The organism is Janthinobacterium paucivorans, assembly GCF_051380805.1.
GTDB classification, from domain to species: domain Bacteria; phylum Pseudomonadota; class Gammaproteobacteria; order Burkholderiales; family Burkholderiaceae_D; genus Janthinobacterium; species Janthinobacterium lividum_D.
In genome coordinates this window covers 166,849-192,816 of the sequence record NZ_JBNYXR010000008.1, presented here as the reverse complement: position 1 = coordinate 192,816, position 25,968 = coordinate 166,849, and the positions used below count along the sequence as shown (strand labels likewise).

Below are 25,968 nucleotides of genomic sequence, written 5' to 3'. Positions count from 1 at the left end.
CCGACTACGCGTCGCGCCGGCGCGTCTTCAGTGCGCCAGCCAATTCTTCCAGGCCAAATGGTTTGCGCAGGAAACGCGCGCTGGCGTCCTGCATCAGGCTGGCGCCCCAGTCGTGCCCTGACGCAAACACCACGTCCAGTTGCGGCCAATGCACACGCGCATGGCGCGCCAGTTCCAGGCCGGACATGGTGGGCAGACTGATGTCGGTCACCAGCACGTCCAGGCCAGGCATGGCCAGCAGGGGCAAGGCCGCCTCGGCGCTGGCCACGGCATGCACGGTATGGCCGAGCATATTGAGCATTTCCGTCGTCATTTCACGCGCATCGTCGTTGTCTTCTACCAGCAAGATGCGCCGTCCCGACGGATCGGGCGCGCCCACCAGGCGGCGGTCGGCCAGCAGGTGGCGGATGCGCCGCGCCAAGTCTTCGCGCCGATAAGGCTTACTCAACAGCTCTACGCCCGGATCCAGCCGGCCACCTTGCATGATGGCATTGTGCGTATAGCCTGAGGTAAACAACACGGCCAGTTCCGGCAGCAACAGCCGGGCTTGCTGCGCCAGCTCCTTGCTGCTGACAGGGCCAGGCATGACCACGTCCGTAAACAGCAGGTCGATGGCCACGCCCGTGCCCAGCAGGGCCAGTGCCGAGGCGCCATCGTCCGCATGCAGCACGTCGTAGCCCAGGCCGCGCAGCATGTCAACGACAGTATGTTGCACGGGAGCATCATCCTCCACCACGAGGATGGTCTCGCTGCCGCCCAGTACAGGCCCCGTCAGGCCCGCTGGCGGCTCGGCCAGCTTTTCCAGCGAACGCGGCAGATATATTTTGAAGGTTGTGCCGGCACCCGGCGCGCTGTGCACCTTGATGTGGCCCGCGCTCTGGCGGATGAAGCCGTAGGCCATGGACAGGCCCAGGCCCGTGCCATCGCCTTCGCGCTTGGTGGTAAAGAAGGGCTCGAAAATCTGGTCGATCACGTCGCGCTCCATGCCATGGCCCGTGTCAGTAATGGTCAGCAGCACGTATTGCCCTTCGAGCACATCGGCATGCAGGCTGGCGTAGGCGGCATCGAGGGTGACGTTGCTCAAGGTAAAAGTAAGGCGTCCGCCCCCCTGCATCGCGTCGCGCGCATTGATGGCCATGTTCAGCAGCACGTTTTCCATCTGGTTCGGGTCGACCAAGGTATGCCACAAGCCCTCGCTGATGAAGGTTTCTTCGCTGACCGCTTCGCCCAGGGCGCGGCGGATCAACTCGTGCATGCGGCGCAGCAAGCTGCCCAGGTCCGTCACCAGCGGCTTCAACGGTTGACGCCGCGCAAAGGCCAGCAGTTGCGATGACAGTTTGGCGCCACGCTCGACGGCCGAGGCGGCCGAATCGAGTCGCCTGGCCGCCTGCGGATTGTCGGCCACCGTCAGTTTCAGCAGCTGCAAATTGCCGGAAATGATTTGCAGCACGTTATTAAAATCGTGGGCCACGCCACCGGTCAGCTTGCCTATCGATTCCAGTTTTTGCGCCTGCAATAACGCTTGCTCGCTGCGCATCAGCGCCAAGCGCGCCTCCTTTTCATCGGTGACATCGCGGCCGATGGCGTGGATCAGCTTTTGCGCTGGCACGGCCGTCCAGGAAATCCAGCGGTAGCCGCCATCGCGGCGCCGGTAGCGGTTTTCCATGCGCAAGGTGGGCGCGCCATGGGCCAGGCGCGACAAATCCTGCAAAGCCGCCATGCGGTCATCGGGATGCACGAGGCTGATGAAATCCATGCCCAGCGATTCGATTTCAGGACGTTCGAGGATTTCACTCCAGGCGGGATTGACAGCGATAATCATGCCGGCCAGGTCGGCCACCAGCATGATGTCGGTCGACAGCCGCCACATGCGGTCGCGGTCCGCCGTACGGTTGGCCATTTCCACTTCCAGCGAGGAATTGAGGTAGGCCATCTTTTCCAGCACGTTTTTCTGCTCCTGCACGTCGGTATTCGTGCCCACCCAGCGCAGCACCGTGCCTGTCTCGTCGAACAACGGCAAGGCGCGTGCCAGGAACCAGCGGTAGGCGCCGTCGCTGGCGCGGCGCATGCGGAACTCGTATTCGTAAGCGCTGGCCGTGGCAACGGCCCGTTCCCAGCTTTGCTGCATGGCCTGCACGTCGTCCGGATGCATGCAGTGGCGAAAGCCGCTGGAGACCAGGGACTTCATCGACTGCCCCGTATATTCGCACACCTGTTCATTGACCCAATAGGTGGCGCCGCTGCCATGCGCCAGCCAAGCCTGGTTGGGCATGGCCGAGGCGAGCGAACGGAACTGCGCCTCACTGTCGAGCAAGGCATTGCGCGCCTGCCAGTGCTGGTCGATATCCTCGCAGGAGCCATACCATTTCGCCGGCTGGCCGCGCGCGTCGAGCCGGCAATAGGCGCGTGTATGCACCCAGCGGTACAAACCGTTTTGCCAGCGCACCCGCATCTCTTGGTCGAAAGGCTGGCCGCTGTCCACCGATGCGCGCCACGCCGCCAGACAATGGGGCACATCGTCGGTATGCAGGGCATCGAGCCAGTTGCTGCCCAGGCCGCTGCAGCCGGTCCATTCGCGCCAGCGCTGCGCCACATAGTCGAGCTTACCGTCGGGGTCGGCCGTCCACAGCACTTGCGTGTTCAGCTCGATGGCGTAATGAAAGTGTTGCTCGCTATCGTGCAGCGCTTTTTCCAGCTGGCCCCGCTCGATGACATGCGCGGCCACGCGCGCGGCCAACACCAGCAATTCGATTTCGGGTTGCGTGGGATAACATGGGGCCTGGAAAAACAGGCCCAGCACGCCCAGGATATGCCCCTTGGCACCGAAGACGGGGGCGACCCAGCAGGCGCGATAGCCATGCAGCATGGCTTCCTTGCGGCCCGCGCTCCAGTGGGCGTCGCGCGAGATGTCGCCGCAATACACGGGCGCACCGGAAAAGGCCGCCGTGCCGAACGGCGAAGCTTCTGCGCCGGCGTGGCGCACGGCCATACACAAGTCTTGCGGCAGGCTAGGGGCCGACAAAGCGTAAAAGCGGTCGGCGTCATCGATCAGCACGAGACAGGCATGTGCGCCGCCCTCGGCCAGGTCTTGCAGCGCCAGTAACAAATGTTCCAGCGCATGGGGCAAGTCGGTGCCTGCGGCGATATTGCCCAGCGCGCTATGCTCTGCGTCCAGCAAGGAAAGAATGTTGTTTGCGTGCACCGTGTCGACAAGGGGAAAACTGATGCCCGAAATATACCATGGGGCAGCCCTCTTCCAGCTAAAACAGCGTTCTGCGACCACGCGGCGCTATGCTAAAGTATTGTTCCCTTCTCAAGCGAAACCAACGATGTCCACCTTCTTGCCATCCGCCCTGCTCGCCTCCGTCGACGGCGCCGTCGTCGCGCCCATGAGCCTGGACGACTACCTGGCCCTGGACGGCCCCGCGCCCACGGCGCGCATCGCGTATGGCTGCGCGCCGTCGCAATACGCCCAGCTGTTCCGGCCCGAAGGCAGCGGGCCTTTCCCCGTCGTCGTACTGGTGCATGGCGGCTGCTGGACGCTGGCCTTCGGCGGTATCGAGCAGATGCGCAACGTGGCAGGCGCGCTCGCCGCGCAAGGCATTGCCGTCTGGAATGTGGAATACCGTCGGGTCGACGAGCCGGGCGGCGGCTATCCGGGCACCTATGCAGACATGCACGCGGCGCTGGACAGCCTGCAGCAGCACGCCGCCCTGTACCAGCTCGACGTGAAGCGCATCATGGCCATGGGCCACTCGGCCGGAGGCCAGTTGGTGCAATGGATCGCCGGGCGCGAAAAACTGCCGAAGAATAGTCCGCTGTACCGCGACCAGTACTTGCCAGTGCCGCATATCCTCAGCCTGGGCGGCCTGGCCGATCTGCGCCACGAACGCGATTTGATCAAGCGCAGCTGCGAACGCGACATCGAGCAATTGGCAGGCTGCGCCAGTACTGAGCGCCCCGACATCTACAGCGACACCAACGCGGCCGACCTGATACCGAATGGCAGCCGCACCGTGCTCGCTACCGGCGAGCTCGACACCATCTCGCCACCGCGCGTCGCGCACGACTATGCGGCCAGGGCCAACTTGGCCGGCGACCAGGCACAAGTGCTGATTTTACCCGGCGCCAGCCACTACGACGAGATCTCGGCCACGTCGAATGCGTGGCAGATGATTTTACCGGTGATCAAACAGATGCTGGGAATCGAGGCGAAATGAAGCGCCCGTCGTCCGCTTCCTTGGAGCCGCGCATGCGTTCGATCGGTGGCGTGCAGGCTTGGTCGCTATATTTTGCGCAACAATCGCCTTCATCTGGGCCTCAAAAAAGAGTGAGTCCAGCTTGCGTCCAGCTAGGCTAAGCTACGTCAAGCTGCTGTAGATAGGCGACCAGGACGATAAGGTAGAAAAAAAACACTACTTCGGGGTCCGCCGAAAAGTCTGCATCCAAGCTCAATCGTCCACGATTGCGCTTCGATGAGAAGACGGGGCGACAAGGCCCCGGGGGTTTTCGGACTTACAAAGAGGCCATGTCGATCACGAAGCGATAGCGCACGTCGCTCTTGACGACGCGCTCGAACGCTTCATTGATATCCTGGATGCGGATGATCTCGATATCGGAGACGATATTGTGCTGGCCGCAGAAATCGAGCATTTCCTGGGTTTCCTTGATCGAGCCTATCATGGAGCCCGACAGGCTGCGCCGCGCGCCGACCAAACCGAAGGCGCTGATAGGCGGCACGGCACCGTCGGGAATGCCGACGATGACCATGCTGCCATCGACTTTCAGCAAGTTGATGTACTGGTTCCAGTCGATCGACGCACCCACCGTGCAGATGATCAGATCAAAAGTACCGGCCAGCTCGCTGAAGGTTTGCGCGTCATTGGTGGCGTAGTAGTGGTCGGCGCCCAGGCGCAGGCCGTCTTCGCGCTTCGACAGCGTCTGGCTCAGTACCGTCACTTCGGCGCCCATGGCGTGGGCTATCTTGACACCCATGTGGCCCAGGCCACCCATGCCCAGGATGGCGACTTGCTTGCCAGGGCCGGCTTTCCAGTGCTTGAGCGGCGAATACAGCGTGATGCCGGCGCACAGCAAGGGCGCGGCAGCGTCCAGCGGCAGGTTGTCGGGGATCGACAGCACATAACCTTCCTTGACGACGATACTGTCCGAGTAGCCGCCCTGAGTGGCCGTCTTGCCATCGGCTTCCAGGCCGTTGTAAGTCTGGATCAGGCCTGGCATATACTGTTCCAGGTCCACGTTGCGCGTCTTGCAGGTGGTGCAGGAATCGACGAAGCAGCCCACGCCCACATGGTCGCCCACCTTGAACTTGCTGACGTTGGCGCCGACGGCGGTGACGACGCCGGCGATTTCATGGCCGGGCACCATCGGGAAGGCAGCGCCGCCCCATTCGTCGCGTGCCTGATGGATGTCGGAATGGCATACGCCACAGTATTTGATCGAGATGGCCACGTCGTCTGCGCGCGGGGCGCGGCGCTCGAACGTGAACGGTTGCAGTGTGGAGGTGGGGCCCAGTGCGGCGTAGCCTTTGGCGATGGTGGTCATGAAATCTCCTGTATCTATAGGTGTGTGACGAGGGGGCGCGTGCTGCGCATGCGATGCTTGCAGTGTGCCTGAGAATGACGGCCACCGTTACCGCGATCCTGCAAGACCTTTGCACGATCCTCCAAATCTGCGTAAGATCAGCTCCTGCCGTGCCGTGCCCTGCCCTTCATGACCTTGACATTAACATTGACACTGACACCCATGTCCACAGCACTCGCTCCACAAGATGAAATCGTCGCCCTGATCAGCCGCCACGCGCCGCGCAACGGCGACTACGCGACCGCCATCGGCAATCTGACCTTCCACCGCCAGTCGTGCGTCACCGACTCGCTGTTCCATGCGGCGCGCCCCAGCGTGGCCATCATCGCGCAAGGGGCGAAGGACGTCACATTGGGCAGCGAAACCTTCCATTACAGCCGCATGCAGTATCTGCTGACCTCGGTCGACCTGCCGGTGCAGGTGCGCGTGGCGCAAGCGAGCGAAGAACAACCGCATTTGTGCGTAGTGCTGGGTATCGACATCGTTGACGTGGCGGCGTTGCTCGACAGCGAGGGCGCCAACGGCGGCGCGGTAGCGCAAAAGGGCGTTCCCGCCACGCGCGGCATTTCCGTCAGCGACGTCTCGCCCGACCTGCTCGACGCCATGCTGCGCCTCGTGCGCCTGCTCGACAAACCGCAGGAAATCGCTGCGCTGGCGCCCTTGATTCGCCGCGAACTGACCTATCGCCTGCTGAACGGCCCCGTCGGCGCGCGTCTGCGCCACATGGCGCTGAGCAGCAGCCAGTCGCACCAGGTGGGGCAAGCCATCGACTGGATCAAGCACCATTACGCACAGCCGCTGCGCATCGAGCACCTGGCAAGCATGGCGAACATGAGCATGTCGTCGCTACACCACCACTTCAAGGCAATTACGGCCATGACGCCGATGCAGTACCAGAAGCTGCTGCGCTTGCAAGAAGCGCGGCGATTGATGCTGGTCGAGCAGATCGACGCTGGCACGGCAGGCTACCGGGTCGGCTACGCCAGCGAATCGCAGTTCAGCCGCGAATACAGCCGCCAGTTCGGCCGCGCGCCCATGCGCGACGTCGGCCAAGTGCGGGCGCAGCTGAGCGGCGCCGGCATGGCCTATTCCGGCTTGGCGTAAGCGCCCCGGCCCGACGTGTCGCAGATGAACACCTCGCCTGGCTAGAAATAGCATCACTAACACTTACTGAACGGCATTAGCTAGACAGGGGCGCTTTTCAGGCGTGCGCGCCTTGCCTTGCGCGCGGATAGGCCGTATGTTGAAGGCATACTAACAAAGGAAAGCAGCATGACTTCGAACGACTTTGCCAGCACCGCCCTTCCCCTCTATTGCATCGCCGAACTGCGCGCCATCGAGCAAGCGGCCATGCAAGACTTGCCGCAAGGGCTGCTGATGCAGCGTGCCGGCCAGGCTGGCGCAAGTGCCGCCCTCAAGCTGCTGCACGCCACGAAAGACGGCAACGCGGGGCACCGGCGCGTACTGGTGCTGGCCGGCCCCGGCGACAACGGCGGCGATGCGCTGGAAGCGGCCGCGCTCCTGGCCCACAGCGGCACCGAGGTGCGCGTATGGCTGGCGGGCGAGGTGCAAGCCACCTCGCCCGAGCGCGCACAGGCGCTCAGCCGGGCGCGTAACAGCGCCGCGAGCTTCATGGACGCGGCCAGTACCGTGGCCTCGGCCGTCGTGGGCAGCGCGCAGTGGCATCTGGTCATCGATGGCCTGTTCGGCATCGGCGCGTCGCGCCCTTTGGCCGGCGAATGCCGCGCAATGGCGCAGCTGGTCAACGAGCTGGCATGCCCCGTGCTGGCGCTCGACGTACCCAGTGGCTTGCACGCGGACACGGGCGCCATCGACGGCGTCGCCATCTGCGCCACGCACACGCTTACCTTTATCGGCGACAAGCCGGGCCTGCATACGGCAAACGGACGCGATTATGCGGGCGAAGTGGAAGTGGCCGCGCTGGCCATCGATGCTTCCCTGCTGCCACCGGCCAAAGCCCAGCTAAGCGGCCTGCACCTGTTCGCCCGCCAGTTACAGCGGCGACGTCATAATACGCACAAGGGCAGTTACGGCAGCGTGGCCATCGTCGGCGGCGCGCAAGGCATGGCGGGCGCACCCATCCTGGCAGCCCGCACGGCGCTGCACGCGGGCGCGGGGCGCGTCTACATCGCATTTCCCGACGCGCCACCCGCGTTCGACAGCGGCCAAGCGGAACTGATGTGTCGCCGCGCCCAGGACGTGGATTTCTCTGGCCTGCACTTTGCCGCGCTGGTGGCAGGGCCTGGCCTGGGCGACGACGTCGACATGGTCGAGCTGCTGCAGCGCACGTTTGAGAGCGACAGCGCACTGCTGCTGGACGCCGATGCGCTGAACCTGATGGCAGCCGAAGTGGAACTGCAATCGGCCCTGGCCGTGCGCACGGGTCCGGGGGCGACGATATTGACGCCGCACCCGCTGGAAGCGGCCCGCTTGCTCGATATGACGCTGGCCGAGGTGCAGGCTGACCGCCTGGGCGCGGCGCGCCAGCTGGCCGCGCAGCTGGGCGTGATCGTGGTGCTCAAGGGTTCCGGCACGCTCATCGCCGCGCCCGATGGCGGCATCGTCATCAATAACACGGGCGGCCCCGCCCTGGCCACTGCCGGCACGGGCGACGTGCTGTCCGGCCTGTGCGGCAGCCTGCTGGCGCAGGGTTGGCCGGCATGGGAAGCGGCAGTGGGCGCCGTGTGGCTGCATGGCGCGGCGGCCGACGCGCTCGTCGCCGCTGGCAACGGCCCCATCGGCCTGACAGCTGGAGAATTAATCCCGGCGATACGCAAGCTGATCAATGCCCTGTCGCAGGCTGAATGACGCAGCTGACTGGCGTCAGACCCTGCGGGTCCGACCCATCAGACCAATCTGCCCGCCGCAATCGTAATGGTGCGCCCGCAGCGGGCCGCAATCGAACTATCGTGCGTGACGAGCACCAGGGTCGAGCCGCGCTCACGGTTGAGTTCGAACATCAGCTGGATCACCGCTTCGCCCGTGGCGGCGTCGAGGCTGCCCGTCGGTTCATCGGCGAACAACAACGGCGGCTCGGTGACAAACGCGCGCGCCAGGGCCACGCGCTGCTGCTCGCCGCCGGACAAGTATTTCGGATAGTGCTTGAGGCGGCTGCCAAGGTTGACCCTGCCCAGCATGGCTTGCGCCTTTTCCTTCGCCTCCGGGTCGCCGCGCAATTCCAGCGGCAGCATGACGTTTTCCAGCGCCGTTAGGTGCGCCAGCAACTGGAAGGACTGGAACACGAAACCGAGCTTTTCCTTGCGGAAACCGGCGCGGCCATCTTCGTCCAAGGCGAAGATGTCGGTGCCGTCGAGGATGACCTTGCCCTCGCTGGGCGTATCCAGGCCGGCCAGCAAGCCCAGCAAGGTGGACTTGCCGGAACCGGAGGCGCCGACGATGGCCAGCGTCTCCGCCGTTTGCACGGTAAAATCGAGATGGTGCAGGATGGTGAGCTCACCATCGGCATCGGGTACGCGCTTGGCCAGCTGGACCACTTCGATGGCCGGCTGGGCATGTTGGCCGTTTTGGCTGTTTTGGCTATTACTTGCGGCGGGCCGCTGGGCCGCTCGCCGTGCTTCTGTCTCGGATGGGAGAAAACTGGTGGAAGTCGCTTTAGGGAATTCGGACATGCTGATCTATCTTAAAAAATTTCGTGAACAAATAAGTAGCAAGAGCAGTAGCCGCATGCGGCGGCGCGCACTGTCCCTGCTTCCTGCTGCAGCCCTGCTGCTGGTATCTGGCATGACGAACGCCTATTCTGCACCAAAAACGCTGCTGGTGCTCGGCGACAGCCTCTCAGCCGAATATGGGCTGGCAAGGGGTACGGGCTGGGTGGCGCTGCTGGAACAGCGCCTGGCGGCGCAAAAGAACGACACACGCATCGTCAACGCCAGCATTAGCGGCGAGACCACCAGCGGCGGGCGCGCGCGCCTGCCCGCGCTGCTGGCCAAACACCAGCCCGATGTCGTACTGATCGAACTGGGCGCCAACGACGGCTTGCGCGGCTTGCCGGTGGCGGCCGCTGAAGCGAATCTGCGCGCCATGGGCGCAGCGGCCAGGCAATCGGGCGCGCAGGTGGTGCTGGTGGGCATGCGCATGCCGCCCAACTATGGCCGCGCCTACGGCGAACAATTCTATGGCGTATACGGCAAGCTGGCCAAGGAATGGAAGGCGCCGCTGGTGCCCTTCATGTTCGAAGGCATCGCCGACCAGCCACAGCTATTCCAAGCCGACCGCATGCACCCGAATGCGCAGGCGCATCCAACGATCCTGAAAAATATCTGGCCGCAGCTGTCGCCCTTGCTGAAAGCCAAGTAAGCCGGTTCATAAGCTCACTTAATTTTCATCCCGTTTTCACCCCGAAGGCCGAACTGCCGGGGTCGGACCCTCAGGGGGATTACGCTCCAATGGAGCGTATTGCGATCACGAAGTGACCGACCCCAGTCTTACGCAGTTGGGTTACATAAAGTGCCCGACTCGCAGACAAAAAAATAGCCGCTCTTGGAGCGGCTATTTTTATGCGCTGCGACCGATTATGGTGCGGTCGGCGCTGCTGCGGCTGGGGCGGAGACCGGCTTGACGATCTTTACCTTGGCCTTGTTTTTCAGGTACTCGACGTAATCAAACATTTCCTGCTGTGCCAGGATGGCGCTGATCTGGTCTTTTTCTTGCTGGCGACGCGCAGCATCGACTTGCGCCGGCTGCTGTACCTTGCCGATGCGGTAGATGCCGTAACCGAGCGCTGGCAAGTCCACGCCAACGTAGGCAGGCAGCTTGCTCGTGTCGGCTTTCATGACTTGCGCGATGGCGGCGCGGTTGATGCCGTCGAGCTTGCTACGCGACACCCATTGTGCGGCGCCGAAACCGGTCGCATCACCAGACGCCTTCAAGGCAGCCAGCTTGGCTTCGCCAGCTTTTTTGGCCAGCTTTTCCGCTTCTTCCAGTGTCACGCGCTGACGTATCATCGCTTCGACTTCGGCCAGTGGCCGCTTGCTTGCTGGCTTGAATTCCACCACGCGGCCAGCGATCAGCACGTTCGGTGCGACGCTGACGGCTTCCGTGTTGCGCTTGTCCTTCAAGGAATCGTTCGAGAAGATGGCGCTCAAGAACTTGGCGTTGTTGAACGGCGCTTTGCCCAGCGCTGGCGACGGCGTGCGCGACAGGTTGGCGGCGCTTTCCACTTTCAGCTTCAGCTTGTCGGCCACCGGCTTGAGGCTATCCGATTGCTCGTAGACCGTGTTGGTGAACGTTTCCGCCATTTCCGAATATTTCTTGGCAGCAAATTGCTTGCGCAGGTCAGCCGTGATCTCGCCGCGTACTTCGTCCAACGCTTTCACATGCTCTGGCTTGAGCGAGGTGACGGTCAGGATGTGGTAGCCGAAATCGGAAGCGACGACATCGCTGATCTCGCCTTGCTTGAGCTTGCTTACCGCGCTCAGCATTGGTGCTGGCAAGCCATCCTTGCCTATCACGCCCAGGTCGCCACCTTGCTCTGCCGAAGCAGGATCTTCGGACTTGGCTTTCGCCAGGGCGGCAAAACTGGCAGGCGTTTTGCGCACGTCAGCCAAGATGGCTTCCGCCTTGGCCTTGGCGGCTGCCTTGTCGGCGGCCGAGGCATCTTTCTTGACAGCGACCAGGATGTGGCTGGCCTGGCGCGCTTCCGGCGTCGCGTAAGCTTTCTGGTTCTTCGCGTAATAACTGCTCACGTCGGCATCGCTGACGTCGACTTGCTCACCGGCGGCGCTGCCGTCGAGCACCACGTATTCGATCTTGGCTTGTTCCGGGATTTCGAAGAACTTACTGTTCTTGTCATAGAAAGCCTTGATCATGGCGTCCGTCACTTTGACTTGCGACACGTACTGGGCGATCGGCAACAGCAATTCCTGCACTTCGCGTTCTTCCGACGTGATGTCGGACAGGCGCTTCGAGACGCTGCTCGGCGCGAAAGCGCTGCCTTGCACGGCGCCGGCCAGTTGCTGCAGGGCCAAGTCGCTGCGGCGACGCGCGTCGTACATCTGCGGCGTCATGCCTTGTGCCGCCAGCATGGCCTTGTAGCGTTCCAGGTCGAATTTACCGTCCGGCAAGGTCAAGCCCGGAATTTCCAGCACTTCCTTTTGCAGCACGGCATCGCTGATGACGAGGTGGCTACGGCCCACTTCGGCAGCCACGGCGCGTTCGGCGATCAGGTTATCGAGGATGCTCTGGCGCGCTTGCGGCGTATCAAACATTTTCTGGTCGAACTGCTCGCCCATCATCTGGCGATAGCGGTCGATCTGCTGGCGTTGCGCTTCTTCGTATTGCTGCTGCGTAACGACCTGGTCGCCGACCTTGGCGATGGTGTTCGCGTCATCGCCGAAGCTTTGGTAGCCGCTGATACCGACCAGTGCAAAAGACGGGACGATGACCAGCATCAAAAGAAACTGCATCAAGCGTCGATGGGTACGAATAAATTCAAACATGGTCAGCCAATTCGGGATGAGTGGATCACTATAAAAAAAGGCGAACATGCGTTCGCCTTGATTTCTTCGGCGGAATGGACGGGACAGATGTCCACTTCCCCTTTAGATTCAACAACTTGGCGCTGGAACTAAAGCAGGATTCTGACGCCCAAGCCATTATCTCCTGATTCTACAATGCCCATAGCGCTATAGCAAGAGTAAATCAGGGAGCGCGCCCTGCCCCGGCGCCGCATGGCTGGCCAGGCGCCAAGCAAAACATAGCCGGGCCATTCAACAGCGGAAAGCTTGAAGCGGATTTAATTGCAAGGGCCAGCCATTTAAAAAGCCGCCGTCGCAGAATTGAAATGACAGGAGCGCCAAGATAATCGGACGCATGGGATGCATAGGACGACGCATAAAGAAAAACCCGCGCTACTTATTCAGCAGCGCGGGTTTCTATATTCTGGCGGAGCGGACGGGACTCGAACCCGCGACCCCCGACGTGACAGGCCGGTATTCTAACCAACTGAACTACCACTCCTTAAGAGCGTATTTTTTTGGCGGAGCGGACGGGACTCGAACCCGCGACCTCCGACGTGACAGGCCGGCATTCTAACCAACTGAACTACCACTCCGAAAAATACACAGTACTACTTGCATTTATATCCAGGATTGCGATTCAATGAACTTCAACCCTGAAATCGCGGCACCGTTGGGCACCGCCAAATGTTTTCGGTGATTGTCACCTCACCGAAGTGCATTAGTTTACAGCATCCTTCAAAGCTTTACCAGCTTTAAATTTTGGAACTTTTGCCGCTTCGATCGTGATCGCTTCTTTGGTACGCGGATTGCGGCCGGTACGCTCAGCGCGTTCGCTAACCGAGAAAGTGCCAAAACCAACGAGCGTCACGCTGTCGTTGTTTTTCAAAGTTTCCGTCACGCCGCCGATAACAGCGTCGAGTGCGCGCGCAGCGGCGGCTTTGGAAATGTCAGCTTTTTCAGCAATGTGGTCGATCAATTCAGTCTTGTTCACTAGCATCCCCAATTACAAAGGTATAAAACGTTTACCGTATCGTTGCGGCACTTTTGGCACCACAGCTGTCCGGCGAAAAAAATGTGCAGGCGTATTAAACAAGCCACACTGTATATGTGTCAAGCGCTTTGGGAGCGCAATTCACGTTTCAATATAAAACAAGCGCTCTAAAAGCGCTTGTTCGGGGAAAACAGGGGAAAACAGTTAGTGTTTTACCACCTCGCCAGCCGCATCCGGTTTCGCCGCAGCGGCCGTGACAGCCTCCACTGCCGCGACTTCCACCAGCGGTTCCGGCATGCGCTCGAGGGCAATTTCCAGCACTTTATCGATCCAGCGCACGGGCACGATTTCCAGCTTGTTCTTGACGTTGTCCGGAATTTCGGCCAGGTCCTTCACATTTTGCTCTGGAATCAAGACCGTCTTGATGCCGCCGCGATGGGCCGCCAGCAGCTTCTCTTTCAGGCCGCCAATCGGCAACACTTCGCCGCGCAAGGTGATCTCGCCCGTCATCGCCACGTCGGCACGCACGGGGATGCCCGTGAAGACCGACACCATCGCCACCGTCATGGCGGCGCCAGCCGAAGGACCATCCTTCGGTGTCGCGCCTTCCGGTACGTGGATGTGGATATCGCTCTTCTCGAACACGTCGGCCTTGATGCCCAGGCGCTGTGCGCGGCTGCGCACCACCGTGCGGGCTGCCTCGATCGACTCTTTCATGACGTCGCCCAAGGTACCCGTGCGGATGATGCCGCCCTTGCCCGGCATCGACACGGCTTCGATGGTCAGCAGATCGCCGCCCACTTCGGTCCACGCCAAACCGACCACCTGGCCCACTTGGTTTTCTTTCTCCGCGACGCCGAAATCGTAGCGGCGCACGCCGAGGAATTTATCCAAATTCTTCGAGTTGACGATGACTTTTTTGTCGGATTTCTTCAGCAGCAGCATCTTCACTACCTTGCGGCAGATCTTCGACACTTCACGCTCGAGCGAACGTACACCGGCTTCGCGCGTGTAGTAGCGGATGATGTCGCGCAAGGCCGACTCGGCTACCGAGATTTCATCTTCCTTCAAGCCATTGTTCTTGATCTGCTTCGGCAGCAAATAACGCTGCGCGATGCTGGTCTTTTCGTCTTCCGTGTAACCGGACAGACGAATCACTTCCATACGATCAAGCAAGGCTGGCGGAATGTTGTACGAGTTCGAGGTGGCCACGAACATCACGTCGGAGAGGTCGAAATCGACTTCGATGTAATGGTCGGAGAACGTGTGGTTCTGTTCCGGATCGAGTACTTCGAGCAGGGCCGACGATGGATCGCCACGGAAATCGGCGCCCATCTTATCGACTTCATCGAGCAGGAACAAGGGATTGCGCACGCCGACTTTCGCCAGCGATTGCAAGATCTTGCCCGGCATCGAGCCGATATAAGTGCGGCGATGGCCACGGATCTCGGCTTCGTCGCGCACGCCGCCCAAGGCCATGCGCACAAACTTGCGGTTCGTGGCACGGGCGATGGACTGGCCCAGCGAAGTCTTGCCGACGCCCGGAGGGCCGACGAAGCACAAGATAGGCGCTTTCAGCTTGTCGACGCGCTGTTGCACCGCGAGGTATTCCAGTATGCGTTCTTTGACCTTGTCGAGGCCGTAGTGGTCGCCTTCGAGCACTTTTTCGGCATTCGCCAGGTCGTTATTGACCTTGGATTTCTTTTTCCAAGGCAAGTTGACCAGGGTGTCGATGTAGTTGCGCACGACGGTGGCTTCGGCCGACATCGGCGACATCAGCTTGAGCTTTTTCAATTCGCTCGTAGCCTTGTCGAGCGCTTCCTTCGGCATCTTGGCCGAAGCGACTTTTTTCTCCAGCTCGTCGAGGTCGGCACCATCTTCGCCCTCGCCCAGTTCTTTCTGGATCGCCTTGACTTGCTCGTTCAGGTAATACTCGCGCTGCGACTTTTCCATCTGGCGCTTGACTCTGCCGCGGATACGCTTTTCCACCTGCAAGATGTCAAGCTCGCCTTCGAGCTGGCCCAGCAGGTGCTCTAGGCGCTTGGCCACGCTGAAAATTTCCAGGATGACTTGTTTTTGCTCAAGCTTCAGGGGCAGATGCGCAGCCACCGTGTCGGCCAGGCGACCGGCGTCGTCGATACCCGACAGTGAGGCAAGGATTTCTGGTGGAATCTTTTTATTCAGTTTGACGTACTGATCGAACTGCTGCACGATCGCGCGGCGCATGGCTTCGACTTCCGACTCGTCGCCCGGCTCGGACTCGAGCGGCGTGAGGTCGGCGATGAAGTGCGTCGGTGCATCGCTGATATGGTTGATACGGGCACGCTGCGCGCCTTCGACCAGCACCTTGACGGTGCCATCGGGCAGCTTCAGCATTTGCAGAATATTGGCCACACAGCCAATTTCATAGATATCCGAAGGCGACGGCTCGTCCTTCGCGGCTGCTTTTTGAGCGGCAAGCATAATGCTCTTGCCCTGCTCCATCGCAGCTTCCAGCGCCTTGATCGACTTTGGACGGCCAACGAACAGCGGTATCACCATATGCGGGAAAACGACGACATCCCGCAACGGCAATAACGGCAGTTGAGTTTGCTCAGTTAATTTGGAAGTTGTCATGGCGTACCTTATAGAAAGCGTGTTTACGATGTTGGCGCTCGCTGCCAAAACACAAGACCGGCGAGAATAAATAATTCTGCGAAACAAACATAGTGTCTATTTCGCAAAACTCACCCGCATGACTTTAACAAATGCAGTGGCAATAATAAAAAAGCCACACGCAGCTAAGCGCCGCGAGTGGCTTTACGATTGAAGCCTGCACTCATTAATTTAAATTGTACTGCCATGCATTAGGTAATCAAAACCCTTTTTATGCATTTGTCTCGGCAGTTTTCAATTTTCTCCGGAGGCCTTGGCAGTCTCTTGGTAAATCAATAAAGGTTTGGCGCCACTGGTGATGGTATTTTCGTCGATGACGACCTTCACCACGTTTTGTTCGCTCGGCAATTCGTACATGACGTCCAGCAAAGCATGTTCCAGGATGGAGCGCAAGCCACGCGCGCCGGTCTTGCGCGCCAGCGCCTTCTTGGCGATCGCATGCAGGGCGGCCGGACGAATCTCCAGTTCAGCGCCTTCCATCTCAAGCAACTTCGAATACTGCTTGATCAGCGCATTCTTCGGCTCGACCAGAATCTGGATCAGCGCTTCTTCCGTCAACTCGGCCAACGTGGCGATGACGGGCAGACGGCCCACCAGCTCCGGGATCAGGCCGAACTTGACCAGATCTTCCGGTTCCGCTTGCAGCATCAATTCACTGGCCGAACTTTGCGACTTGCTGCGTACCGTGGCCGAGAAGCCGATGCCGCTCTTTTCGGAACGGTTGGCGATCACCTTCGACAGCCCGTCGAAGGCGCCGCCGCAAATGAACATGATATTGGTCGTGTCGATTTGCACGAAATCCTGGTTCGGATGTTTGCGCCCGCCTTGTGGCGGCACGGAAGCCATCGTCCCTTCGATGAGTTTCAACAAGGCTTGCTGCACGCCCTCGCCCGACACGTCGCGCGTGATGGACGGATTGTCGGACTTGCGCGAAATCTTGTCGATTTCATCGATGTAGACGATGCCGCGCTGGGCTTTCTCGACGTCATAGTTGCAGCTTTGCAGCAGCTTCTGGATGATGTTTTCCACGTCTTCACCCACGTAACCGGCTTCGGTGAGGGTGGTGGCGTCGGCGATCACGAACGGCACGTTGAGCATGCGCGCCAGGGTCTGTGCCAGCAGGGTCTTGCCCGAACCGGTAGGACCGACCAGCAAGATGTTGCTCTTGGCCAGTTCGATGTCGTCTTTCTTGCCCAAATGCTTGAGGCGCTTGTAATGGTTGTATACCGCCACCGACAGGATGCGCTTGGCAGTTTGCTGGCCGATCACGTACTGATCGAGCAAGGCGGCAATTTCTTGCGGCGTCGGCAGGTCCGATTTGGTACCGGTCACCGTCTCGATGCTCGACGTTTCATCACGGATGATGTCGTTGCACAGGTCGATACACTCGTCGCAAATGAACACGGACGGGCCGGCGATGAGTTTCTTCACCTCGTGCTGGCTTTTGCCGCAGAACGAGCAATACAGTAATTTTTCGCCGCTAGAGGATTTTTTGTCTGACATAAGGCATTTTGGTTGGAACTGCATTAACAATATTGCAAAATCGCAAGCCGGAGTGCGGCAGCAGCCTGCAAAGACCGCCACCATTGGCGCAAGTAAATAACGCGCACAGACTCCATGCTACCCGAAATAAAAGCGAAACGCCCGAACGTTTGATCGCCCGGGCGTTTACTTGCATACTTAACAATACCGGTAGGGGCTCATCAAGCGCGGCTGGTCAACACTTTGTCGATCAAACCATACTCAACGGCCTCGTCGGCGGACATGAAACGGTCGCGGTCGGTGTCCTTGGCGATCTGTTCGATCGACTGGCCCGTGCGCTCGGCCATGATGCCGTTCAAGCGGGTACGCAGGTAAAGAATTTCCCTGGCCTGTATCTCGATGTCGGACGCCATGCCTTGCGAACCACCGGACGGCTGGTGAATCATGATGCGCGAGTTGGGCAGCGAAAAACGCTTGCCCTTGGCGCCAGCGGCCAGCAGGAAAGCGCCCATCGAGGCAGCCATGCCCGTACACAGGGTCGAGACGTCCGGCTTGATGAACTGCATGGTGTCGTAAATGGCCATGCCGGCCGAGACCGAACCACCTGGCGAGTTGATGTAGAGCGAGATTTCCTTTTCCGGATTTTCGCTTTCCAGGAACAGCAGCTGGGCGACAACCAGGTTGGCCATCTGGTCATTGACCGGGCCGACCATGAAAATCAAACGCTCCTTCAGCAGGCGCGAGTAAATATCATACGAGCGCTCGCCGCGACCGCTTTGTTCCACCACCATCGGCACCAGGCCGAGCATCTGTGTGTCCAGCGCCGGATTACGGTTCATACCTGTCATTTCATTTCCTTGTGAAGCAGTTAGGGGATGCTGCCACTGCCTTTCGGCAATAACGGCATCCCAATACCAACTGGTTTACGCTTGTGCGTTGCTTCCCATCAGTTCGTCGAAGGCAACTGCTTTCGACGTGACTTTCGACAGGCCCAACACGTAAGTGACGACGTTTTCTTCCAATACAAGGGCTTCGATCTCACCCAGACGACGACGGTCGCTGTAGTAGTACTTCAGCACTTCGCGTGGATCTTCGTAGCTTTGGGCGAAATCTTCGATTTGCGCCTTGACTTGCTCAGGCGTTGCCTGCAGCGTGTTGTCGCCCACCAGTTGCGACAGGATCAGGCCCAGGCGTACGCGACGCTCGGCTTTGTCTGCGAACAGTTCTGCTGGGAAAGGCACGTCCTTGACGTTCATGCCGCGCTGCGCCATGTCTTGGCGGGTCATTTCAGCCAGGCGCTCGGAATCCTGAGCGATCAGCGTTTTAGGCACGTCCAGCTCAGCAACTTTGATCAGCGCGTCCATGACGGCTTCCTTGTTGCGTGCTTTTACGCGGCCAGCGACTTCGCGCTGCAGGTTGACTTTGATGTCTTCGCGCATTTTGGCCAGGTCGCCATCGGCAACGCCCAGGGACTTGGCGAATTCAGCATCGACTTCCGGCAAATGCGCCCATTCCAGCTTTTGCAGCGTGATGGTGAACGAAGCGGTTTTGCCGGCCACGTCCTTGCCATGGTAGTCCTCAGGGAAGGACAATGGGAAAGTCTTGGACTCGCCCACTTTCAGGCCCAGGGTCGCTGCTTCGAATTCCGGCAGCATGCGGCCTTCGCCCAGCACGAAAGCGTAGCCTTCAGCTTTGCCGCCTGGGAATTCAACGCCGTCGATAGAACCGACGAAGTCCACGGTCACGCGGTCGCCATTGGCAGCGATCGGCTCACCGCCGTCGCCATGTTCGCCAGCTTCGCCCTTGGTGTGGAAATGCACGCGTTGCTTGCGCAAGATATCGATGGTCTTGTCGATTTCGGCTTCCGACACGTCCGCTTGCACGGTTTCGATTTCAACGGCCGTCAAATCGCCGATAGCGACTTCTGGATACACTTCGAAGGTAGCGTCGAAAGCCAGCTGGCCTTCGGCTGCTTCTTCTTTCGGCACGATGTTCGGGAAACCGGCCACGCGCAGATTGTTTTCGTTGGCGGCGTCGTTGAACGCGCGGCCGACTTTGTCATTCAACACTTCGGATTCAATTTGGTAGCCGTATTGTGCTGCGACCATTTTCAACGGCACTTTGCCCGGACGGAAGCCCGGTGCCTTAGCCGTACGGGCTTGCACTTTCAGGCGCTTCTCAACTTCCGTGCGGACGTCCGTCAGCGGGAAGGAGATCGTGATACGACGTTCGAGTTTGCCCAAGGTTTCGACTGCAGTTGCCATGTAAAAAATCGTCCAAAAAATAAACACTGTTGGTGCGAGAAAAGAAGACCCGACCCCTTGCGCCATCACTGACGGCAAGACTTGGGTCCAGCTTCACTCGCTCGCATATTCATCTGTAAAAGTACGGGAAGACGGGACGATGGACCTGGTATACCCGGCGCAGGGAAAACCCGCACCAGGCACCAAACAATCCGCCGCTTCCAGTACTGCGACAGGGCTCCGAGCGTCCAGCCATGCTTGTATGTCAATACAGGGCCGGCCATCATTCGGTAAAGCTTGGCATTATAACAAAGGACTTCGGGAAAGTGGCTGGCTTTGCAGCCCGGCCACAGAGGATCCCAGCGGCGGCGAACGAGTCGCTACAGCCTGGGTGGCCCTGTCTTTACTCTTGCCCCGGCATTCTTCATTTCGCCAGAGACAGGCCTTCCAGCCTGCTTCGCTCATTAGTATATGCGAACTGTCGCTCGGTCCGAAACAAAGAAATGCGCTCTCGACGAAGATTTCAGCCAAAAAACCTTGGATTTAGCCCAATTTGACATTTTTTTCAGGAAAATCTGTGTCGGTGACCAGCCCTGCTACCCAGTGACTGGCAAAAAATGACGCGCACGGGCGAGCCGAATCAGGCAAGGATAGACGGGAGAAAAGCATGAAAGGCGCCTAAGACGAGATTAAAGAACACGCGACTGAAAAGCACGAGGCCCATATACGAGAGCCTGAAGAACAACTTGATGGTGCTGCACTTCCGGGCTGGAGCAACCCGGAATGGTGCGGATGGGGAGACTCGAACTCCCAAGCCGAAGCACTGGCTTCTAAGACCAGCGTGTCTACCAATTCCACCACATCCGCATTATCTGCTACTTGACGCAAGCTGCACGCCGCGCAGGTTTTTAGCCTGCGCACACCCTGATTTTAACAACTCGGGAGCGATCTGACCAGCCTGGACTTGCCAGGCAAGCGCTCGCTACAGCAGAGGCGGCATTTTACTGGATTTCTCAGAGGAATGCCGCCTTTTTTATGCCTATGGCCTGAGGTAATTATTTATGCTTGCTCCTTGGCTGTCACCAGCGGCTTCTTGACGCGAAACCAGGCCGCATACAGGGCCGGCAGGAACAGCAGGGTCAAGGCCGTCGCCAGAATCAGGCCGCCCATGATGGCCACCGCCATGGGGCCCCAGAAGACGGAGCGCGACAGGGGGATCATGGCCAGCGCGGCAGCGGCGGCCGTCAGCACGATGGGACGGCAGCGCCGCACGGCCGAGTCGATGATGGCATCCCATGGGGCCGAGCCATCCTTGATGTCTTGCTCGATCTGGTCGACCAGGATCACCGAGTTGCGGATGATCATGCCGAACAAGGCAATGACGCCCAGGTTGGCGACGAAACCCAGCGGTCGGTGCAGCAACAGCAAGGCAAACGCGGCGCCCGCCACGCCCAGCGGGCCCGTCAGGAACACCAGCAGCGAGCGCGAGAAGCTGTGCAGCTGCAGCATCAGCAAGGTGAAGATGATGAAGATGGCCAGCGGCAAGTTGGTCGCGATCGACGCTTCCGCCTCACCGCTGCCGGCCGCCACCCCTTTCACGGTGATGCGGTAGCCGGCCGGCATCTTGGCGCGCAAGGCATCGAGCTGCGGCGCCAGCTGCGTCGACACGGTCGCGCCCTGGATGGCGTCGACCACGTCCGATTGCACGGTAATGGCCCATTCGCGCTTGTCGCGCCAAACCACGCCCGGTTCCCATACGAAATGCACGCGCGCCAATTGCGAGATGGGCACGGACTTGCCCGTCGCGGTCGCAATATTCGTGTCATTGAGTACAGAAATCGTCGACCTTTCGGCCAAAGGCTGGCGCACCTGGATATCGATCAGCTTATTGTCTTCGCGGAACTGGCCGATGACCGTACCCGACAGTATCGTATTGGCCGCCTGCATCACGGTTTTCGAGGTGACGCCGAGCGCGCGCATCTTGTCCTGATCCAGATCCAGGCGCAGCACTTTCACCGATTCATTCCAGTTGTCATTCACACCCAGAGTGTTCGGATTGGCGCGCATGACCTCCTTGACCTGGTCGGCAATGGCGCGCACACCGGGCACCTCGGGCCCCGTGACGCGAAATTGCACGGGATACGGCACCGGTGGCCCGTTGGGCAACAGTTTGACGCGTCCCCGCACTTCCGGGAAATCCTTCTTGAACACCTCGATGATCTTTTGGCGCAGTGGCTCGCGGTCCGCCAGGCTCTTCGGCAAGATCACCACTTGCGACACATTCGTCTGCGGGAAGATCTGGTCGAGCGGCAGATAGAAGCGGGGGCTGCCGGTGCCGACATAGCTGGTCACACTGTCCACGCCGTCGAGCTTGCCCACAAAGGCTTCGAATTTCTTCACCTGCTGTTCATTCGCGGCAAAGGTCGTTCCCTCGGGCGACCATAGTTCCACCATCAATTCGGGACGGCTGGAATCAGGAAAAAACTGCTTTTCGATGAAGTCAAAGCCATAAATGCCCAGCGCAAAGATGGCCAGGGTGGCGGCGATCGTCGTCTTGCGCCATTCCACGCACCAGCTGACGGCGCGGCGGAAGCGGCGAAAGTTCGGCGTATCGAACAATTCATGGTCGTTATGCGCGTGCGGCTTCACTTTCAGCAAGACGTAGCCGATGTAGGGCGTGAAGACGACGGCCACCACCCAGGAAATGATCAGCGCCAATGCATTCACGGAGAACAAGGAAAACGTGTATTCGCCGGCGGCCGACTTGGCCAAGCCGATGGGCAAGAAGCCCGCCACCGTGATCAGGGTGCCCGTCAGCATGGGCATCGCCGTTGACGTGTAGGCGAACGTGGCCGCGTCGAAGCGCGACATGCCCTCTTCCATCTTGCGCACCATCATCTCGACGGCAATGATGGCGTCATCGACCAGCAAGCCTAGTGCAATGATCAGGGCGCCCAGCGAAATCTTGTGCAAGTCGATGTCGAGCAGGCGCATGAACAGGAAGGTGACAGCGAGCACCAGCGGGATGGTCAGCGCCACGACCAGGCCGGGCCGCACGTCGATGCGCAGCGGTTTGGTGTGCAAGCCCAGCGCGACAAAGCTGACGGCCAGCACGATCAGGACGGCTTCGATCAGCGTGTGCAAGAATTCGCCAACGGAGGCCGATACGGCTTCCGGCTGGTTCGACACGCGCTGCAGCTCTATGCCCACCGGCAACTCGCTCTTCATGCGCGTCACCGTCGCTTGCAGGGCCTTGCCCATGTCGATGATATTGCCGCCCTTTTCCATCGACACGCCCAGGCCGATCACTTCCTTGCCATTGAAACGCATCTTGTCCTTGGGCGGATCGATGAATTCGCGTTTCACGCTGGCAAAGTCACCGAGGCGGAAGGTCGTGCCGTTGGCGCGTAGTTCCAGCCTTTCCAGATCCTTCACGGTGACCATCGCGCCCGTCACGCGCACTTGCAGATTATCCGTCGGCGTCACCAGCACGCCCGTGGCGTTGATGCTGTTTTGCTCGGACAATTGCTGCACGATAGCGTCAAAAGGAATACCCAACTGGGCAAACTTCTTGTGAGAAAAGATGATATTGATCTTTTCATCTTGCACGCCGAACAGTTCCACCTTGGCTACCTGCCCCACGGCCAGCAATTGCTGACGCACCTTGTCCGCGTAATCCTTCATTTCCGCGTAGCTAAAACCGTCGCCGGACAGGGCGAAGATGGAGCCATACGTGTCGCCGAACTCGTCATTGAAGAACGGGCCCACCACGCCGGCCGGTAAACTGCCCTTGATATCGCCGATCTTTTTGCGCACCTGATACCAGGCCGCTGCCGTTTCCTTGGGTGGCGCCGATTCGCGCAGCTCCAGCAAGATCAAGGTTTCACCGGGCTTCGAATAGCTGGTGATTTCATTGATGTAAGGCGTTTCCTGCAGCTTCTTTTCCAGCTTGTCCGTCACCTGCTCGGCCATCTGCAAAGCGGTGGCACCGGGCCAGTACGCTTGCAAGACCATGGCGCGGAAAGTGAACGGCGGATCTTCATCCTGACCCAGGCTGGCGTAGCTGATCATGCCGCCGATCAGCAGCACGGCCATCAGGTAGCGCGTCAGCGGAATGTGTTCGAGGGCCCAGCGCGACAGATTGAAGCCGCCCTTCATTTGGCCGCCCCAAGGCTGACGGCGGCAGCGGCAGCGTCAGACTTGCTGACCGGTTCGGCGCCAAGAATGGACACTTTCTGGCCAGGCTTGAGCAGGTTGACGCCGGCCGTGACCACCGTCTGCCCCGCTTTCACGCCCGAGGTCAGCAGCAACTCATTGCCCGCCACGCCACCCACCGTCACCGGCACCAGCTTGACGGCGCCGTTTTCCACCACCCACACGGAGCTTTGCGACTTTTCATTAAACAGGGCCGTCAGCGGCACCTTGATCTGTGGCGTCGCCGTCTGCGAAGCAAACTGCACCACGGCCGTCATGCCCAGGCGCGCTTGCGGCGCATCGGGGATGCTGACCTTGGCCAAATAGGTACGCGTGGCGGCATCGGTCACGGGTGATACCAAGCGTATCTTGCCCGGCAAGCCCTGCTTCGGATCGGCCCATAGGCGCACCATCACATCCTTGACACCACGCAAGGTTTCCACCTGATCTTCGGGAATGGCGATCGCCACTTCCTTCTCGCCGCTCTTGGCCACCTGCACCACGGGCGTGCCCGGCGCCACCACCTGCCCCACTTCGGCCTCGATGCGCGTGACGACGCCATCGACATCGGCCAGCAAGCTGGCATAAGCGGACTGGTTCGCCTGGCCGCGGTACAAGGCCTGGGCCGCTTCCACGTTCGCCTGCGCCGCCTTGTAAGTCGCATCCTTGCCATCGAGCACGGCCTGGCTGACAAAATGTTTCTCGCGCAAATCCTGGTAGCGCTTCAGTTCGGCGCGCGCCAGGTCACGGTTCGTTTCTGCGCTGACCAGCGACGCCTTGGCCTGGGCCTGCGACAGCTGCAAGTCGAGCGCATCGAGCTGCATCAGCACTTGCCCTTTCGTCACCGTGGCGCCCACCTCGACCTTGCGCGCGACGATCTTGCCGCCCACGCGAAAACCCAGCTGCGACACGACGCGCGGCACCACCTCGCCTGCCAGCTCGGCACGCACGTCAACGTTGGTACTGGACAACACCATCGCGCGTACGGGGCGCACCTCCTCCACTTTGACGACAGTCTTGGAACAGGCCGCCAAGCTCAGCGCCAGGGCGGCGGCGGCGATCAGCCGCAGGGTGGGCAATGCGGGTACGCCGGTCTCGCGGCGCGGGGTTTTCAGTGCAAACAAGGTATTTTCCTTTACTATGCGGGCTGTTAGATTTTTGCGTGAGGAAACTTTTCACTTACGAAATGGTGCTGGCGAAACTTTTTCGCACGCGATATCCTTGAATTTGTGACAATGTCAGCTGACTCATGACAGGGAGTGACGCCCCTAATGACTTTCTGGTTATTAATTATAATCGGCTGTAAAAGTTTTTAGTGACTTTTACGTCATTAACAGTGAGACGTACAACGTTCGGCAAGCCTCCCGTGCTGGCAGGCTGCCGCACAAAACTGCAAGACTAGAGAAGTGTGTTCATGCCTGTAGACCATTACGAAAATTTTCCTGTTGCATCGTTCCTGCTGCCACGCCGCCTGGTGCCCGCCGTCGAAGCCATCTACGCCTTCGCCCGCAGCGCCGACGACCTGGCCGATGAAGGCGACGCCACGCCGGCCGAACGCCTGGCCAGCCTGCACGCCTACGAAGAAGCGCTGGGCCGCATCGCCCGCGAGCAAGACCACGTCGGCGAGAACGGCGCCATGTTCGAACGCCTCGCTGGCGTCATCGCCAAACACCAACTGCCGCTCAAGCCGTTTTACGATTTGTTGTCGGCCTTCAAGCAAGATGTGGACACGACGCGCTACGCCAGTTACGACGACGTGCTCGATTACTGCGCCCGTTCCGCCAATCCGGTGGGGCTGCTCATGCTGCATCTGTACGGCGCAGCCGATGAACAGAATGTACGCGATTCCGATGCAATATGTTCAGCTTTGCAACTAATTAATTTCTTGCAAGACGTCGCCATCGACCAGCAAAAAGAACGCATTTACCTGCCGATGGAAGACTTGAGCCGCTTTGCCGTGTCCGCCGCCGCCTTTGAGCGGCCCGAGGCGCACGGCAAATGGAGCGCCCTGATGCGCTTTGAAGTGGCCCGCACACGCGCCCTGATGCTGTCCGGCGCGCCGCTGGCCCTGCGCTTGCGCGGGCGTATCGGTTGGGAATTGCGTCTCGTCGTGCAAGGGGGTTTGCGCATCCTCGAAGCGATCGAAGCGGTCAATTACGATGTATTCCGGCGCCGCCCCAAGCTGGAAAAGCGCGACTGGCTGATCATTTTTTGGCGCGCGCTGCGCATGTCGCGCAAAAGCCTGTATCAAGAGGCACAAGTAAAAACGGCTTTTCCCCCGTCGCCCACTCGGTAAGACGAT

At 60.0% G+C, this 25,968-nt stretch carries 16 protein-coding genes and 3 tRNA genes; 5 read left to right on the top strand and 14 right to left on the bottom strand.

The features are described from left to right. Positions 1 to 4 precede the first annotated feature (4 nt). Complete coding sequence (locus ACQ4V8_RS12255) at positions 5 to 3,202, bottom strand: PAS domain-containing protein (protein WP_436571548.1); 3,198 nt, start codon at positions 3,200 to 3,202, stop codon at positions 5 to 7. Between the two features lie 127 nt (positions 3,203 to 3,329). Here ACQ4V8_RS12255 and ACQ4V8_RS12250 point away from each other — a divergent pair, with 127 nt between their 5' ends. Continuing rightward, the gene (locus ACQ4V8_RS12250) at positions 3,330 to 4,220 is read left to right on the top strand and encodes an alpha/beta hydrolase (RefSeq protein ID WP_436571547.1); all 891 of its coding nucleotides are present in this window, start codon (positions 3,330 to 3,332) and stop codon (positions 4,218 to 4,220) included. Positions 4,221 to 4,515: 295 nt separating this feature from the next. Here ACQ4V8_RS12250 and ACQ4V8_RS12245 read toward each other — a convergent pair whose 3' ends face one another. Then, positions 4,516 to 5,562 (bottom strand): NAD(P)-dependent alcohol dehydrogenase, encoded by a 1,047-nt coding sequence (locus tag ACQ4V8_RS12245; protein ID WP_436571546.1) that lies wholly within the window; start codon positions 5,560 to 5,562, stop codon positions 4,516 to 4,518. 201 nt (positions 5,563 to 5,763) lie between these two features. On the opposite strand from ACQ4V8_RS12245, the gene ACQ4V8_RS12240 reads away from it, so the two are divergent. Together ACQ4V8_RS12240 and ACQ4V8_RS12235 are read left to right on the top strand one after the other, a co-directional pair. Then, positions 5,764 to 6,705, top strand: coding sequence for an AraC family transcriptional regulator (locus ACQ4V8_RS12240; RefSeq protein ID WP_070347279.1), 942 nt, complete (start codon positions 5,764 to 5,766; stop codon positions 6,703 to 6,705). 168 nt (positions 6,706 to 6,873) lie between these two features. Continuing rightward, positions 6,874 to 8,430 (top strand): NAD(P)H-hydrate dehydratase, encoded by a 1,557-nt coding sequence (locus tag ACQ4V8_RS12235; RefSeq protein WP_436571545.1) that lies wholly within the window; start codon positions 6,874 to 6,876, stop codon positions 8,428 to 8,430. A gap of 38 nt (positions 8,431 to 8,468) precedes the next feature. On the opposite strand, the gene ACQ4V8_RS12230 is transcribed toward ACQ4V8_RS12235, so the two are convergent. After that, a complete protein-coding gene (locus ACQ4V8_RS12230; protein WP_436571570.1) occupies positions 8,469 to 9,116 on the bottom strand; it encodes an ABC transporter ATP-binding protein in 648 nt (215 codons plus the stop codon). Between the two features lie 247 nt (positions 9,117 to 9,363). Between ACQ4V8_RS12230 and ACQ4V8_RS12225 the strand changes: the two genes are divergently transcribed. Next, the gene (locus ACQ4V8_RS12225) at positions 9,364 to 9,939 is read left to right on the top strand and encodes an arylesterase (RefSeq protein WP_436571544.1); all 576 of its coding nucleotides are present in this window, start codon (positions 9,364 to 9,366) and stop codon (positions 9,937 to 9,939) included. A 215-nt stretch (positions 9,940 to 10,154) separates the two neighbouring features. Here ACQ4V8_RS12225 and ACQ4V8_RS12220 read toward each other — a convergent pair whose 3' ends face one another. From ACQ4V8_RS12220 to ACQ4V8_RS12170, 11 genes are all read right to left on the bottom strand, one after another. Next, entirely contained in the window at positions 10,155 to 12,080 is a 1,926-nt protein-coding gene (locus ACQ4V8_RS12220; protein ID WP_436571543.1) for a SurA N-terminal domain-containing protein, read from the bottom strand. A gap of 443 nt (positions 12,081 to 12,523) precedes the next feature. Continuing rightward, positions 12,524 to 12,600, bottom strand: a tRNA-Asp gene (locus ACQ4V8_RS12215). Positions 12,601 to 12,617: 17 nt separating this feature from the next. Then, positions 12,618 to 12,694 (bottom strand) — tRNA-Asp (locus tag ACQ4V8_RS12210). 125 nt (positions 12,695 to 12,819) lie between these two features. Beyond that, a complete protein-coding gene (locus ACQ4V8_RS12205) occupies positions 12,820 to 13,092 on the bottom strand; it encodes an HU family DNA-binding protein (protein ID WP_010398442.1) in 273 nt (90 codons plus the stop codon). A gap of 204 nt (positions 13,093 to 13,296) precedes the next feature. Beyond that, positions 13,297 to 15,708 (bottom strand): endopeptidase La, encoded by a 2,412-nt coding sequence (gene lon, locus ACQ4V8_RS12200; RefSeq protein ID WP_029496427.1) that lies wholly within the window; start codon positions 15,706 to 15,708, stop codon positions 13,297 to 13,299. Between the two features lie 273 nt (positions 15,709 to 15,981). Beyond that, complete coding sequence (gene clpX / locus ACQ4V8_RS12195) at positions 15,982 to 17,250, bottom strand: ATP-dependent Clp protease ATP-binding subunit ClpX (protein WP_010398446.1); 1,269 nt, start codon at positions 17,248 to 17,250, stop codon at positions 15,982 to 15,984. Positions 17,251 to 17,450: 200 nt separating this feature from the next. Then, complete coding sequence (gene clpP, locus ACQ4V8_RS12190; RefSeq protein ID WP_010398448.1) at positions 17,451 to 18,068, bottom strand: ATP-dependent Clp endopeptidase proteolytic subunit ClpP; 618 nt, start codon at positions 18,066 to 18,068, stop codon at positions 17,451 to 17,453. 84 nt (positions 18,069 to 18,152) lie between these two features. Next, the gene (gene tig / locus ACQ4V8_RS12185) at positions 18,153 to 19,493 is read right to left on the bottom strand and encodes a trigger factor (RefSeq protein ID WP_010398450.1); all 1,341 of its coding nucleotides are present in this window, start codon (positions 19,491 to 19,493) and stop codon (positions 18,153 to 18,155) included. Between the two features lie 763 nt (positions 19,494 to 20,256). Continuing rightward, positions 20,257 to 20,339 (bottom strand) — tRNA-Leu (locus tag ACQ4V8_RS12180). 192 nt (positions 20,340 to 20,531) lie between these two features. Continuing rightward, entirely contained in the window at positions 20,532 to 23,630 is a 3,099-nt protein-coding gene (locus ACQ4V8_RS12175; RefSeq protein WP_436571542.1) for an efflux RND transporter permease subunit, read from the bottom strand. Then, positions 23,627 to 24,790, bottom strand: a complete 1,164-nt coding sequence (locus tag ACQ4V8_RS12170; RefSeq protein ID WP_010398455.1) for an efflux RND transporter periplasmic adaptor subunit — start codon at positions 24,788 to 24,790, stop codon at positions 23,627 to 23,629. The genes ACQ4V8_RS12175 and ACQ4V8_RS12170 overlap by 4 nt, the downstream gene beginning before the upstream one ends. A 290-nt stretch (positions 24,791 to 25,080) precedes the next feature. Between ACQ4V8_RS12170 and hpnC the strand changes: the two genes are divergently transcribed. Next, the gene (gene hpnC / locus ACQ4V8_RS12165) at positions 25,081 to 25,962 is read left to right on the top strand and encodes a squalene synthase HpnC (protein WP_010398457.1); all 882 of its coding nucleotides are present in this window, start codon (positions 25,081 to 25,083) and stop codon (positions 25,960 to 25,962) included. The last annotated feature ends 6 nt before the right edge of the window (positions 25,963 to 25,968 follow it).

Coding starts and splice junctions, on each gene's coding strand:
- ACQ4V8_RS12235 (WP_436571545.1), top strand. CDS start 6,874: ATGACTTCGAACGACTTTGCCAGCACCGCCCTTCCCCTCTATTGCATC.
- clpX (WP_010398446.1), bottom strand. CDS start 17,250: ATGTCAGACAAAAAATCCTCTAGCGGCGAAAAATTACTGTATTGCTCG.
- lon (WP_029496427.1), bottom strand. CDS start 15,708: ATGACAACTTCCAAATTAACTGAGCAAACTCAACTGCCGTTATTGCCG.
- ACQ4V8_RS12240 (WP_070347279.1), top strand. CDS start 5,764: ATGTCCACAGCACTCGCTCCACAAGATGAAATCGTCGCCCTGATCAGC.
- tig (WP_010398450.1), bottom strand. CDS start 19,493: ATGGCAACTGCAGTCGAAACCTTGGGCAAACTCGAACGTCGTATCACG.
- ACQ4V8_RS12245 (WP_436571546.1), bottom strand. CDS start 5,562: ATGACCACCATCGCCAAAGGCTACGCCGCACTGGGCCCCACCTCCACA.
- ACQ4V8_RS12220 (WP_436571543.1), bottom strand. CDS start 12,080: ATGTTTGAATTTATTCGTACCCATCGACGCTTGATGCAGTTTCTTTTG.
- clpP (WP_010398448.1), bottom strand. CDS start 18,068: ATGAACCGTAATCCGGCGCTGGACACACAGATGCTCGGCCTGGTGCCG.
- ACQ4V8_RS12175 (WP_436571542.1), bottom strand. CDS start 23,630: ATGAAGGGCGGCTTCAATCTGTCGCGCTGGGCCCTCGAACACATTCCG.
- ACQ4V8_RS12225 (WP_436571544.1), top strand. CDS start 9,364: ATGACGAACGCCTATTCTGCACCAAAAACGCTGCTGGTGCTCGGCGAC.
- ACQ4V8_RS12250 (WP_436571547.1), top strand. CDS start 3,330: ATGTCCACCTTCTTGCCATCCGCCCTGCTCGCCTCCGTCGACGGCGCC.
- hpnC (WP_010398457.1), top strand. CDS start 25,081: ATGCCTGTAGACCATTACGAAAATTTTCCTGTTGCATCGTTCCTGCTG.